The sequence below is a fragment of the Cupriavidus sp. FW305-3-2-15-C-LB2 genome (genome assembly GCF_058787575.1).
Window position 1 is genome coordinate 134,796 of sequence record NZ_JBYSZW010000013.1, and the last position, 12,692, is coordinate 147,487.

Here is a 12,692-nt window from a genome sequence, read left to right on the forward strand (position 1 = left end):
CTCCCGCGCTCACGAAACAGCCGCTGCGCTGGTCCCGGCCAGCATGCTGGATTGCGCCGCACCGCGCCAGTGCAGCTTCTGGCGCAGGGAATCGACCAGGCCGGGCAGATGCGCCAGGTCGGAAACGCCGCCGAAGACTGCAAAGTCCGGCCGGCTGATGTAAGCCTGCATGCCATGCGCGCGCATGAACGCTGCCTGCGCGCCATTGAGTTCCACCACTGCCCCGGGTATCGACGCCGCGTCGGACAGCACGACGATATGGCAGCCGAGTTGCTCAAGGAAACCGAGCTGGCCTTCATCGAGGTAGCGCAACGGATCGTCAAGAGCGATCAGCAGGAAGCCATGACCGACCACGTCATCGAGGCGCCCTTCGACTTCCCCCTTGCGCACGCGTCCCTGCGGAGCGGGCGTGCCGATCGCGGGCAACAGGCTGCCATCCACCTCGGCATGCACGATGCCGGCTTCGAGCCTCGGAAACGGCGGCATCGGGGGGATCGACCGGGCCCGGAATGCGGCGTCGCGCTCGGCAACCTTTTGCGGATCGTCTTCGTTGGCAACCTTGCCAAGGAATCTCGCCATCTCCATGATCTTGCTGACGTGGGGCCTGCGCTCTTCTTCATACGTATCCAGCAGACCCGGCGCGCTTCGGCCACTGAGCACCAGGTCCAGCTTCCAGGCCAGGTTGATGCCGTCTCGCATGCCCGAACACGCGCCTTGCCCCATATAGGGCATCATCGTATGCGCGGCATCGCCGGCCAGGAAGATCCGCCCGTCGCGCCACCGGTGCGCCATGCGGGTTTCGAACGTGTAGACGACATGGCGCAACAGGCGCATGTCTTCCGGGCCCAGGCCATGCTGCTCCTTCAGCCAGCGCCAGCCGACGGCCTCGTCCTCCCAGTAGGCAGTATCCTCGCCAGGCAGCACCCGCAGTTCGAAGCGAGTCCGCCGGGTGCCGATCGGCATGTACATATGGGCCCGCGCCGGGTCGCAATAGATGGTCGTGAGCGAGAACTTCTCGCCAAGGTCCCGCTTGTTCTCCGAGTCAAGGTTCAACCAGCGCTCGTTCTGCCCGAAGTCGTCGCGTTCGATGCACAGACTTCGGCGGACAAAGCTGTTCGCCCCGTCGGCGCCAATGACGTACTTTGCGATGAACTCGCGCGACGGTGTCGTCCATTGCGAGTCCTGCGCGCCGCGCCAGAGGTGCGCGGAGATCCTGACGCCATCCTCGTCCTGCCTGAGCGTCTCTGCCTCCCAGCCGCGAAGGATCTCGACCCCGGGAAAGCTTGCCGCGCGCTGATGAATGGCGTCTTCGATATCGGGCTGGTAAATCGAGATATGGGCCGGGAAGCCGCACGCGTGCCCGGTCCAGTCCAGTTCAATGAGGAGCTCATCGTCGGCGTTGCGATACTGATACGGACCCAGCCCACAGGCATCGCGCAGGGCCTGGTCAACGTCTCCGCACGCCTGGACGATCCGTGCCGTCTCGCCATCGATATGGGTCAGGCGCGGCAGGCCATAAGGCGTGGGCCAGCGTTCAATGACAACCACCTTGTAGCCAGCCTCGCCCAGCAGCGAGGCCGCGACGAGTCCGGTCGGGCCATATCCGATCACGGCTACGTCGAAGATTTCTGCGGCCGGCTCGGGTGTTTGCTTCGGATTGATGCTCATGCTTTGTCTCCATCTATATTGGTTTTGGGGGTCGCTGTCCCGTGGCAGCTCGGCGAGTTGCGCATTACGGGCGCGTTCCGTCGAAGGCGTCCTGCAGCAGCGCACGCAAGTCCTCCCGGGAAATCGGGCGCGGATTCCAGTAGGGATTGGCGCTGGCGATCTCCGCGGCGCGGTCCAGGTCCGCGTGCGCCATGCCGAGTTCACGCAGCGACGTCGGCGCCCCGAGCTTGCTCGCCAGGTCATGGACGCCGCGCGCGGCATTGTCAGTGCCCAGGGCGCGGGCGATCCGCTGCATTGCCTGCGGCGCAAAGTCCGCGTTGAACGCCAGTGCGTGTGGCAGCACCACCGTGTGGGTCTGGGCGTGCGGCAGGTTGAAGCTGCCACCGAGTGTGTGGCAAAGCTTGTGGTGCAGTGCCATGCCGACGTTGCTCAGGACCATTCCGCACAGCCACGCACCGTAGAGCGCCTGGCCGCGGGCCACAATATCGGCGGCGTCGCGATGGATGCCAGGCAAGCCCTGGCCCAGGGCACGGATACCTTCTTCAGCGATCAGGCTGGTGATCGGATTGGCATTGCTGGCGTAGAGTCCCTCGGCGGCATGCGCGATGGCGTTGATGCCGCTGGTCACGGACAGGTCGACTGGCAGGGTCAGGGTCAGTTCCGGGTCGTAGATCACCGCCCGTGGCAGCACCCGCATATCGCTGCCGGTACGCTTGACCCCGCCCTCGGTAACGCCGTAGATCGGAGTCATCTCGCTGCCGGCATAGGTGGTGGGGATCGCCAGGATGGGAATGCTGCTTTCCAGGGCAATCGCCTTCCCGAGCCCGATCGTCGAACCGCCGCCAAACGCGATGGCACAGTCGGCATTGCAGGCCAGGGCAAGCTCGCGTGCTTCCCGGGCCGTGTCGATCGGCACATGCATGACTGCACGGTCGAACAGGCCTGCCGCGCGCTGGCCAAGGGATGCCATGATTGCCTGCGCCCTATCGCGCTGCTCGGGCGTGCACAAGACCAGCGCGCGCTGCGCGCCGAGCAAGCCGATCTCGCGCTCCACGTGCTGCAGGCTACCCGCGCCAAATACGACTCTGGCAGGCGCTGCCTGGTAGACGAATTCCAGTGCTGTTTCCATATTGCATCCCTCAATCAATGGTGTAGTCGACCTGGTGGCGGGCGATGCGCAGCCCTGCCAGCTGCTCGCGGACGCGAAGGTGCTCCGGGTGATCGGCGTAGGCCTTGAGCGCCGCGAGCGATTCGAACTCGGCAAGCAGCACCGTGTCGCACGCGTAGTCAACGCGGCTCACGTCGATACCGACCTCCACGTGGCGCAGGCCTGGAATGCGGCCGGGCAAGGCCTCGAAGGCCGCCTTGATGCGTTGCTGGGCATCAGCCCGTTCATGCGCCGTCTCACCCTTCACCTTCCACATGACGATGTGCCTGATCATTTCCGTTCGTGCGCGCGGCTCAGGACAAAATCAAAATCGAGGGTGTAGTAAGGGTCCTTGAGCAAGCTGCCATCAGGCGCGATGCCCGGCGGGTGCTGCACCCAGTCAGCCACCAGCGTCGAGCGCACGCCAAATACGGCGTCGGAGTCGAGGTAGCGGTCACCGTCGCGAAAGACATGGGTAATCAGCGTCTCGCAACCCGGTGCACTGATCATGAAGTGCAGGTGGGCAGGCCGCCAGGGATGGCGGCCAAGCGCCTCCAGCAGCGCGCCGACCGGGCCGTCATGCGGAATCGGATAGGGTTCGGCCAGGATCGAGCGAAACGAAAACCTGCCGTCTTCGCCGGTTCGCAAACGCCCGCGCGCACGGTGGGTATGCTCGCCGTCAGGGCCCGGAATCTGCACGTCATAGTGGCCGTGCTGGTCCGCCTGCCAGACTTCGATGGTGGCATCCGGAATGGCCGTCCCCTCCCAGTCCCGCACCTGCCCGCGCACAAAGCAGGGCTCGCCTTGCGCGCCATTCGAGATATCCGCGCCGCTGTCGTACGCGGGACTGTCTTCCACGTAAAACGGGCCAAATACAGTGGACTCGGTGCAGCCTGCCGGCTTCACGTTGTTTTGTGCCGTCACCAGCATCGACAGGCCAAGCACATCGGACAGCAGGATGAATTCCTGGCGCTTGTCATCGGTGATATGGCCCACCGCAGTCAGAAAACGAATGGCCGCGAACCATTCTTCCTCGCTCAGCTTCACATCACGCGCGAAGGCATGCAAATGCTGGACGAGACTGGTCATCACGGTGCGCAGGCGCGCATCGCGGCAGTTCGCCATCGACGCAAGCACCGCCTGCGTGATCGTGTCTTCATTGAGGTTTCGCATTCCGGGTGTCTCCGCATGTTTTCTGCTTCTCGCTTGCTGCTAACATTAATTCCTTCCTCCACAGGTAAAAAGAGGTGGAAACGAAGTAGTGTTCTCCTCTAGCCGGAAGAATTGATGGACAAGTGGACGCAGATTGAGTTTTTTGTGCAGGTTGCGGAACTCGGCAGTCTCACAAAGGCGGCGGAGCAACTCGGCATGTCGAGTGCGGCAGCCACCCGCTGCCTCAATGCGCTGGAAGAGCGCCTGGGAGCGCGCCTGGTCGAGCGCACCACGCGCCGGCTCTGGCTCACGGATGCCGGCCGTGAGTATCACCGGCGCTGTGCCGCGATGCTGGCTGAAATGGCCGAAGCCGAGGCCGCCATCAACGAGGCCACGCTCAATCCAACCGGCGTTCTTCGCGTGACCGCATCGGCATCCTTCGCGATGATCCATCTCGCGCCGGCATTGCCGGCATTTCGGGCGTGCTATCCGAACCTGGCGGTCCAGATCATTGCTGCCAATCGCTACCCTGACTTTATCGAGGCCGGGATCGATGTGGCCATCCGGACACGCGAACATGAGGGGGATTCAGGGATTACGGTGCGAAAATTGGCCGAGACGCGCCGCGTACTGGCGGCGTCGCCTGGCTACCTTGCCGAGCGCAGCATGCCAGATGCACCAGATACCTTGCGGCAGCATCAGATGCTCATTTACAACCTTGCCAATGATCCCTACCTGCTTCACTTCCGGCGAGGCGACGAAACGGCAACCGTACCTGTGACCAGCGTGCTCGACTCCAATGAAGGCCAGGTGATCCGCGCAGCGGCCCTGGCGGGCCATGGCATCCTGGTACAGCCGCTCTACATCATCTACGAAGACATCGTTGCCGGCCGGCTGGTGCCGGTCCTGCCGGATTGGCAACTGCCCAAGCTGACGATCAACGTCGCGTATCAGTGCCGCCGCCATCAGCCGGCCAAGATCCGCGTCTTCATCGACTTCCTGTTCGAACGATTCGAGCGGCTTGGACTCGCGAGAAAGTGGGAGATGACCGCCAGGTAGTGCGGCTTGCTGACTGTGATAGCGTGGAGCCTTCCGACTTTCCGCCACCCATGAACGATTTCGACGCCGACGCCCTCAAGCGGCTGGTCACAGTCACCATGCCCTTTGGCAAGCACAAAGGCACGGTGATCGCCGACCTGCCAGGCAACTACCTGAACTGGTTCGCGCGCGAGGGCTTCCCGCCGGGGCAGATCGGCGCGCTGCTGGCGCTGATGCATGAGCTGGACCACAACGGCCTGTCGCATCTGCTCAGGCCGTTGCGCGGGCGCACCTAGCGCCGTCAGAGCCGAGGCTCAGGTCACCGGTGCCGGGTTGAACAGCACCAGCGCATTGCGGATCTTCCAGTGCTCGGCCCATGACTTCTTGCCACTGGCCACGGCCAGGAGCGTGTGGAACAGCTCCCAGCCCACTTCCTCGATGGTGGCCTCGCCGGTCGCGATGCGGCCGGCGTTGACATCCATCAGGTCATGCCAGCGCCGTGCCAGGTCATTGCGGGTGGACACCTTGATCACCGGCACCTCGGCCAGCCCGTACGGCGTGCCGCGCCCGGTGGTGAACACGTGCAGGTTCATGCCGGCAGCCAGCTGCAGCGTGCCGCAGACAAAATCGCCCGCGGGCGTGGCGGCGTAGATCAGCCCCTTCTGCGTGACCTTCTCGCCGGGGCCGGTGACGCCGTGGATCGGGCCGGTGCCCGACTTGACGATCGAGCCCATCGCCTTTTCCACGATGTTCGACAGGCCGCCCTTCTTGTTGCCCGGCGTGGTGTTTGCGCTGCGGTCGACCTTGCCCTGCTCCAGGTAGCGGTCGTACCAGGCCATCTGCCGCACCAGCGCCTCGGCCACCTCGGGGGTGGCCGCGCGCGCGGTCAGTTGGTCGATGCCGTCGCGCACCTCGGTCACTTCGGAGAACATCACCGTGGCCCCGGCGCGCACCAGCAGGTCGGTGGCAAAGCCCACCGCGGGGTTGGCGGTGACGCCGGAGAAGGCATCGCTGCCGCCGCACTGCACGCCGACCACCAGGTCTGACGCCGGACAGGTCTCGCGCCGGCGCGCGTTCAGGCGGGCCAGATGCTTCTCTGCCGTGGCCATGATCGAATCGATCATCGAGGCAAAGCCCACGTGCTGCTCGTCCTGCAGGCAGACCACGTCGGGCTCGCCCTCCTGCTGGATCGGGATGGTGCCGGCGCCGATCAGGCGCGCCGGCTGCAGCTTCTCGCAACCCAGGCTGACGATCATCACCTCGCCGCCGAAATTGGGGTTCAGCGCGATATTGCGGATGGTGCGGATCGGGATGCCGGCATCGGGCGCGTCGATTGCCACGCCGCAGCCGTAGGTATGCTCAAGGCCCACCACGTCGTCGACATTGGGATACTTCGGCAGCAGTTCTTCCTTGATGCGCCGCACGGCAAACTCCACCACGCCCTCCACGCACTGCACCGTAGTGGTAATGCCCAGGATATTGCGTGTGCCAACCGAGCCGTCCGCATTGCGGTAGCCCTCGAAGGTATAGCCTTCCAGCGGTAGCAGCGGCGCCACGCGCGTGCCGACCGGCAGGTCGTGCAGTTCCGGCGCGGCCGGCATGCGGATCACGCGCTCATTGACCCAGCTGCCGCGCGGCAGGTCTTTCAGAGCATAGCCGATCACCACGTTGTAGCGGATCACCGCGTCGCCCTCGCGCAGGTCAGTCAGCGCCACCTTGTGGCCCTGGGGTACGCCCTCGGCCAGCACCAGGCCGCAGGGGAATTCCGTTCCCGCCGGCAGGCCGCCGTCGTTGGCCACGATCGCGACGTTGTCGTTCGCGTGCATCGTGATGTACAGCGGGCGAGCCGCCTGTCCACCTGCTGTCGGGGTCACTGTCATGTCATCTCCAGCCGGGTGCGCGTCGCGCACTTTTAGTGTTACGTTGTCTGACAACAAGCTAATTGTTTATGGTGGTCCACGACCTCGGGAATTCGCTATTCTCTACTATTTCTGGCCGGAAATAAGCAGCTCCCCCAGACCAGTTGTACGATAACATATAATGAGCCGGCATTGCCCGCCTCTATAAGGATGCCGCCCCGCCGTAATCCTGCTGCACCGCAAAATGACCATTCCCCGCAATATGGCCTATAAGGGATGCAACCGGTTTCATGCCACGAGAACCGGACAGGAGACCTTCCCGCGTGGCCACGCGCATCGCGCAACCACGCCGCACCGATACCCCATACACCGGCCGCTCCCGCGGCCACGCACACGACAGGAGGCATGACTCATGCGCTGGAAGCAACGTCCGCAAGGTTCCAACTGGGGTGACTTCGGCCCCGACGACCAGCTCGGCCGCATCAACCTGATCGGCCCGGAACAAGTCGTCAAGGGCGCGCGCGAGGTGCAGGCCGGCATCAGCTTCAGCCTGTCGCTGCCGCTGGACTACCCCGGCGGCAACAAGCTCAACCCGCGCCGGCATCCGCCGGTGCTGCGGCCTACCCTGCGCGACGACATCCCCTATTTGAACTTCCCGCTGGCCAAGGTCGATCCCGCCGCCACCGACGTCATCAGCGACGACCAGGTGCTGCTGTGCCTGCAATACAGCACGCAATGGGATGCGCTGGCGCACGTGGGGGCGCTGTTCGATGCCGACGGCGACGGCCGCCCGGAGCGCGTGTACTACAACGGCTACCGCGCCAACGAGCATATCGTCGGCCCGGTGGACTATGCCGAGGACGACAACTTCGCCGCGCACCCTTGCGGCCACGACCACAGTGCCGCGCAGGCGCTGGGCATCGAGAACTTCGCGGTCAAGGGGATGCAGGGCCGCGGCGTGCTGGTGGACCTGGCGCATACCTTCGGCATGGACTTCCGCAATGTCGGCTACGACGACCTGATGCACGCGCTGGATGCCGGCAATGTGGAAGTCGAACGCGGCGACATGCTGCTGCTGCGCACCGGCTTTGCCGAGGTGGTGCTGTCGATGCAGCGCAAACCCGATGAAGCCGTGCTGCACCACAGCTGCTGCGCGCTGGACGGCCGCGACGAGCGCCTGCTGAACTGGATCACCGATGCCGGCATCGCCGCGCTGATCGCCGACAACTACGCGGTGGAACGCTACCCCGCCCGCCCCGCGCCCGACGGCGACAAGTGCCACCCGCTGCTGCCGCTGCACCACCATTGCCTGTTCAAGCTGGGCCTACCGCTGGGCGAGCTGTGGTACCTGCGCGAGCTGGCGGACTGGTTGCGCGCCAACGGCCGCACCCGCTTCCAGCTCACCGCCCCGCCGTTGCGCCTGCCCGGCGCGGTGGGGTCGCCGGTGACGCCGATCGCCACGGTATAAGCCAACAACAATAAACCAGGGAGACACCATGAACCATCGCCACGCGCTCCGCCGCATTGCCGCCAGCGCCCTCGCCTTCGCCGCGGCGCTTGCCTGCGGCACCGCCCAGGCCCAGCCCAGGGCCGCCGTCTCTGACGATGTCGTCAAGCTCGGCATGCTGCTCGACATGAGCGGCCTGTATGCCGACGTCACCGGCCGCGGCAGCGCCACCGCCGCGCAGATGGCCATCGACGATTTCGGCGGCAAGGTGCTGGGCAAGAAGATCGAGCTGGTGGTGGTCGATCACCAGAACAAGGCCGACATCGCCGCCAACAAGGCGCGCGAATGGTTCGACACTGCCAATGTCGACGCCATCCTCGACGTGGCCGCGTCTGCACCGGCGCTGGCGGTGCTTGAGGTTGCACGACAGAAGAACCGCATCGTGGTGTTCTCCGGCCCGGGCACCGAGCGCATCACCAACGACCTGTGCACGCCGGTGTCAGTGCACTACGCCTACGACACCTACGCGCTGGCCAACACCACCGCGCGCGCGATGGTGCAGCGCGGCGGCAAGTCCTGGTTCTTCCTGACGGCGGACTACGCCTTCGGCCACACGCTGCAGGACTCGGCCACCGCGGTCGTCAACGAGACCGGCGGCAAGGTGCTGGGCGCCGCGCGCCACCCGCTGGCCACCAGCGACTTTGCCTCTTACCTGCTGCAGGCGCAGGCCAGCAAGGCACAGGTGGTGGGCCTGGCCAATGCCGGCGGCGATACCGTCAACGCGATCAAGGCCGCCTCCGAATTCGGCCTGACCCGCAACAACACGCAGCGCATGGCGGGCCTGCTGCTCTATATCAACGACATCCACGCCATCGGCCTGAAGACGGCCTCCGGGCTGGTGCTGACCGAAGCTTTCTACTGGGATATGAACGATGCCACGCGAGCCTGGTCGCGCCGCTATTTCGACAAGCTCAGGAAAATGCCCAACATGAGCCAGGCGGGTGCGTATTCATCGGTGACGCACTACCTGAAGGCCGTGCAGGCAGCCGGCACAGACGAGACCGCGGCGGTGATGAAGAAGATGAAGTCGATGCCGATCAACGACTTCTTTGCAAAGAACGGCCGCATCCGCGAAGACGGCCGCATGGTCCACGACATGTATCTGTTCGAGGTCAAGACGCCGGCCGAGTCCAGGTACCCATGGGACTACTACAAGGTGCTGGCCACGGTGCCGGGCGAGCAGGCGTTCATGCCGGTGTCGAAATCGCAGTGTTCGCTGGTCAGGCGCTGATGGCGGCGCCGGTAGAGATAAGCGATTTATGAGGCGCGGGGACGAAGTTTCTGACCAATACAGATCATGGTTTGTATTCGAGAAATACAATCTATATTGCGTATTTAGTCCCTGGTCAGATTTTCCAGCCACAGGCTCATCAACCCCGCCCGGCCCCTGACGCCGAATTTCCGGAAAATGCCGGTCACATAGGAATGGGTCGTTGAAACGGCCAGGCCGAGGCGCTGGGCAATCTGCTTTTCCGATGCGTCGGTCAACAGCAGCCGCAAGACCTTCTGCTCGTGGGGCGCCAACGGAACGGAAGAAAGCGCCAGCCCAAGGTCAAGAATGCTCTCCTTCTTCAGCGCAGTGACATCGCGGGCAACCCCGACGCGCAACCGTTCCGACTGGAGCCATCCGGCGGACCACATGATATGGACGGCACTGCCGTCCTTGTGGCGATAGCGGTTTTCAAAACCGATCCGCTTCTTTCCCGACATCACCTGCTTGGCCTCGATAATGGTCCGGTCCCGGTCGGCGGGCATGACCAGATCGATGATGAACTCGCCCGCCATATCCTTCGGCGTATAGCCAAAAATGCCCTCGCACGCGGCGCTGACATACTGGATGCGGCCGCCTGTGTCGACCAGGAATACGGCGTCCAGCAGTTGGTCGGCAAACGCGGTGATGTCTTTTCCGATCTCGATACTCATGGCAGTCCAGACCCCCGATACTGGCGCTTTTACTGGCGCCTTGATTGGCCCCTTCGCCCGGATTTCAGCCGAACGCGGATCAACGTGAAGACTAGACCACGCGCCAGCGCATGTACAGTGTTGGCATCGATAAAACCGTGCATGGCTGGCCAGCCGGAAGGCCTTTAACCGCGCCACTCATGCCTGCGCGCCGTCAAAGGCACCCTGCTGATTGGCAGGGTATGACTTTTGCACGGTTTCGATACCATCATGGCCATCATTTGCCCGGTCTTCGGCTAAATAACAATGGCCCCGCCGGGGGCTTCCAAAGCCGTAGTCAACGAGAGTCGGGGCAAGTGAGCCAAGCCTCAGCATTGCCTACCTCTTTCGAGGGGGGAGTCGAGGTCAGGAGGGGAGCGGCCCGGCCCGCTGACGGAGGTGGCAGTGGCCTCTGTCAGCGGGGACCGTGCAACGCTGCGGCAATGCCCGGGTCGTACCTGTTCGGCGGTGTCCCTACCCCCTCATTGGATCTGCGCAATCCGCAGCAGGTTGGTGGTTCCCGCCACCAGGAACGGCAGCCCCGCGGAGATGACGATGGACTGTCCGGCTTCCCCGAAGCCCTCCGCCAGCACAGTGCGGCTGGCCAGATCGGTCATCTCCGGCACATCCAGCACCTCGTGGCAGAGCACCGCATGCACGCCCCAGGTGAGCGTCAGCCGCCTCGCCGTCGCCATGCGCGGTGTCATGCCGAGAATGGGCACCTGCGGCCGCTCGCGCGCCATACGCAGCGCCGAATAGCCCGAGCTGGTATAGGCGACCGTCGCCGGCACCCTGAGTAAGCCCACGATATGCCGCACCGCATAACCGATGGCATCAGCCGCGTCCGCGCGCGGCGGCGTGTGGGATGCCTCGATGGCGTCGCGGTACAGCGGGTCGGATTCCGTGCGGGAGATAATGCTGTTCATCATTCGCACCGCCTCCACCGGATACCGGCCGGATGCCGACTCGGCCGACAGCATGACCGCGTCGGCACCGTCGTAGATCGCCGTCGCCACGTCTGACGCTTCCGCGCGGGTGGGCACCGGGGCGGCAATCATCGATTCGAGCATTTGCGTGGCAACGATGACCGGCTTGCCGGCCTTGCGGCATGCGCGGACGATCTGCTTCTGCAGCGAGGGCACCTGCTCGGCCGGCATCTCCACGCCCAGGTCGCCGCGCGCCACCATGATGGCATCGGCCTCGGCGACGATCAGATCCAGGCTCTGGATGGCGGCGGGCTTCTCCAGCTTGGCCACGATGCCGGCGCGGCCGTTGACAATTGCCTTGATCTCCCGGATGTCTTCGGGCCGCTGCACGAAGGACAGCGCGATCCAGTCCGCACCCAGGGCCAGACCGAAGTCGAGGTCGCGCCGGTCTTTTTCGGTCATGGCCGACAGCGGCAGCACCGCATCCGGCACGTTCACCCCTTTTCGGTCCGAGAGCGTACCGCCGTTGACGACCGTGGTCTCGGCGAAGCCGGCGCCGCACTGCTCGACGCACAACCGGATCTTGCCGTCGTCCAGCAGCAGCTCGACGCCTTCGCTCAGCGCGGCGAAGATCTCCGGGTGCGGCAGGCAGACCCGGCTGGCCGAGCCGGGCGCCGCGCTGTCCAGGTCCAGCCGGAAGCCGGCTCCCGCGGCCAGTTGCACTGGCCCGTCGGCGAAGGTGCCGATGCGCAGCTTCGGACCCTGCAGGTCGAGCAGCACGCCGATCGGACGGCCGCGTTCGCGCTCCACGGCGCGGATCGCTTCGAACCGTTGCCGGTGGTCGTCGTGGGTGCCGTGGCTGAAGTTGAGCCGGAAAACATCGGCGCCGGCCTCGAACAGCGCGTCGATGAGCTCCAGGGTGCTACTCGCGGGGCCGAGCGTGGCCACGATCTTGGCGTTGCGAAGGCGTCTCATGCCATTGCTCCATGTCAGCGCGCGACGAGGGCCGCGCGTAAATCGTTCACCCCGGTCAGGTGTTCTGCACGACGATGCTCGGGAACTTGCTGGTCATGTCGCGCGCCTTGTCGGCGACCTTGATTGCCACCTTGCGCGCGATGGCGCGGTACATCCCGGCCACCGGGCTGTCGGGCTCGGCCACCACGGTCGGGCGGCCGGAGTCGGCCTGCTCGCGGATCTGCAGGTTCAGCGGCAGGCTGCCGAGCAGGTCAACGCCGTAGTCGGCGCACATCTTCTCGCCGCCGCCGTGGCCGAAGATATGCTCGACATGGCCGCAGTTCGGGCAGCAGTAGACCGCCATGTTCTCGACGATGCCCAGGATGGGAATGCCCACCTTCTCGAACATCTTCAGGCCCTTCCTGGCATCCAGCAGCGCGATATCCTGAGGCGTGGTGACGATCACCGCGCCGGTGACCGGCACCTTCTGCGACAGCGTC

At 64.8% G+C, this 12,692-nt stretch carries 12 protein-coding genes; 4 read left to right on the forward strand and 8 right to left on the reverse strand.

Going from position 1 to position 12,692, the window contains the following annotated elements; translation table 11 throughout:
* Positions 1-9: 9 nt before the first annotated feature.
* The 4 genes from mhpA to AC3WRR_RS12585 are packed head-to-tail and all read right to left on the reverse strand — an operon-like array spanning position 10 to position 3,988.
* Positions 10-1,773, reverse strand: coding sequence for a bifunctional 3-(3-hydroxy-phenyl)propionate/3-hydroxycinnamic acid hydroxylase MhpA (mhpA, locus tag AC3WRR_RS12570; RefSeq protein WP_492297149.1), 1,764 nt, complete (start codon positions 1,771-1,773; stop codon positions 10-12).
* Positions 1,733-2,797: a maleylacetate reductase gene (locus AC3WRR_RS12575; protein ID WP_492297151.1), complete on the reverse strand. Its 1,065-nt coding sequence runs from the start codon at positions 2,795-2,797 to the stop codon at positions 1,733-1,735. Before AC3WRR_RS12575 ends, mhpA begins: the two co-directional genes overlap by 41 nt.
* 10 nt (positions 2,798-2,807) lie before the next feature.
* Positions 2,808-3,110 carry a Dabb family protein gene (locus AC3WRR_RS12580; RefSeq protein ID WP_010809689.1) on the reverse strand — a complete coding sequence of 101 codons (303 nt, stop codon included), beginning with the start codon at positions 3,108-3,110 and terminating at the stop codon, positions 2,808-2,810.
* On the reverse strand, positions 3,107-3,988 hold the full coding sequence (locus AC3WRR_RS12585) for an intradiol ring-cleavage dioxygenase (RefSeq protein WP_439669894.1): 882 nt from the start codon (positions 3,986-3,988) through the stop codon (positions 3,107-3,109). The genes AC3WRR_RS12580 and AC3WRR_RS12585 overlap by 4 nt, the downstream gene beginning before the upstream one ends.
* Before the next feature lie 114 nt (positions 3,989-4,102).
* On the opposite strand from AC3WRR_RS12585, the gene AC3WRR_RS12590 reads away from it, so the two are divergent.
* The gene (locus AC3WRR_RS12590; RefSeq protein ID WP_492297153.1) at positions 4,103-5,026 is read left to right on the forward strand and encodes a LysR family transcriptional regulator; all 924 of its coding nucleotides are present in this window, start codon (positions 4,103-4,105) and stop codon (positions 5,024-5,026) included.
* 50 nt (positions 5,027-5,076) lie between these two features.
* Positions 5,077-5,301 (forward strand): DUF3820 family protein, encoded by a 225-nt coding sequence (locus AC3WRR_RS12595; RefSeq protein WP_011616919.1) that lies wholly within the window; start codon positions 5,077-5,079, stop codon positions 5,299-5,301.
* Between the two features lie 18 nt (positions 5,302-5,319).
* On the opposite strand, the gene garD is transcribed toward AC3WRR_RS12595, so the two are convergent.
* Complete coding sequence (gene garD, locus AC3WRR_RS12600) at positions 5,320-6,885, reverse strand: galactarate dehydratase (protein WP_439669893.1); 1,566 nt, start codon at positions 6,883-6,885, stop codon at positions 5,320-5,322.
* Positions 6,886-7,276: 391 nt separating this feature from the next.
* On the opposite strand from garD, the gene AC3WRR_RS12605 reads away from it, so the two are divergent.
* Positions 7,277-8,332, forward strand: a complete 1,056-nt coding sequence (locus tag AC3WRR_RS12605) for a cyclase family protein (RefSeq protein ID WP_492297155.1) — start codon at positions 7,277-7,279, stop codon at positions 8,330-8,332.
* A gap of 28 nt (positions 8,333-8,360) precedes the next feature.
* Positions 8,361-9,602, forward strand: coding sequence for an ABC transporter substrate-binding protein (locus tag AC3WRR_RS12610; protein ID WP_010809683.1), 1,242 nt, complete (start codon positions 8,361-8,363; stop codon positions 9,600-9,602).
* 104 nt (positions 9,603-9,706) lie between these two features.
* Here AC3WRR_RS12610 and AC3WRR_RS12615 read toward each other — a convergent pair whose 3' ends face one another.
* The 3 genes from AC3WRR_RS12615 to AC3WRR_RS12625 form a co-directional block, all read right to left on the reverse strand.
* Positions 9,707-10,294, reverse strand: coding sequence for a helix-turn-helix transcriptional regulator (locus AC3WRR_RS12615; RefSeq protein ID WP_011616917.1), 588 nt, complete (start codon positions 10,292-10,294; stop codon positions 9,707-9,709).
* Positions 10,295-10,794: 500 nt separating this feature from the next.
* The gene (gene pyk / locus AC3WRR_RS12620) at positions 10,795-12,213 is read right to left on the reverse strand and encodes a pyruvate kinase (RefSeq protein ID WP_492297157.1); all 1,419 of its coding nucleotides are present in this window, start codon (positions 12,211-12,213) and stop codon (positions 10,795-10,797) included.
* Positions 12,214-12,268: 55 nt separating this feature from the next.
* Positions 12,269-12,692 (reverse strand): P-loop NTPase (locus AC3WRR_RS12625; protein ID WP_492297159.1); only part of this gene is annotated, 424 nt, incomplete at its 5' end.

Bases quoted from the DNA above. Each gene is read 5' to 3' on its own strand.
- AC3WRR_RS12580 (WP_010809689.1), bottom strand. From the start codon at position 3,110: ATGATCAGGCACATCGTCATGTGGAAGGTGAAGGGTGAGACGGCGCAT.
- pyk (WP_492297157.1), bottom strand. From the start codon at position 12,213: ATGAGACGCCTTCGCAACGCCAAGATCGTGGCCACGCTCGGCCCCGCG.
- garD (WP_439669893.1), bottom strand. From the start codon at position 6,885: ATGACAGTGACCCCGACAGCAGGTGGACAGGCGGCTCGCCCGCTGTAC.
- AC3WRR_RS12610 (WP_010809683.1), top strand. From the start codon at position 8,361: ATGAACCATCGCCACGCGCTCCGCCGCATTGCCGCCAGCGCCCTCGCC.
- AC3WRR_RS12605 (WP_492297155.1), top strand. From the start codon at position 7,277: ATGCGCTGGAAGCAACGTCCGCAAGGTTCCAACTGGGGTGACTTCGGC.
- AC3WRR_RS12615 (WP_011616917.1), bottom strand. From the start codon at position 10,294: ATGAGTATCGAGATCGGAAAAGACATCACCGCGTTTGCCGACCAACTG.
- AC3WRR_RS12585 (WP_439669894.1), bottom strand. From the start codon at position 3,988: ATGCGAAACCTCAATGAAGACACGATCACGCAGGCGGTGCTTGCGTCG.
- AC3WRR_RS12595 (WP_011616919.1), top strand. From the start codon at position 5,077: ATGAACGATTTCGACGCCGACGCCCTCAAGCGGCTGGTCACAGTCACC.
- AC3WRR_RS12575 (WP_492297151.1), bottom strand. From the start codon at position 2,797: ATGGAAACAGCACTGGAATTCGTCTACCAGGCAGCGCCTGCCAGAGTC.
- AC3WRR_RS12590 (WP_492297153.1), top strand. From the start codon at position 4,103: ATGGACAAGTGGACGCAGATTGAGTTTTTTGTGCAGGTTGCGGAACTC.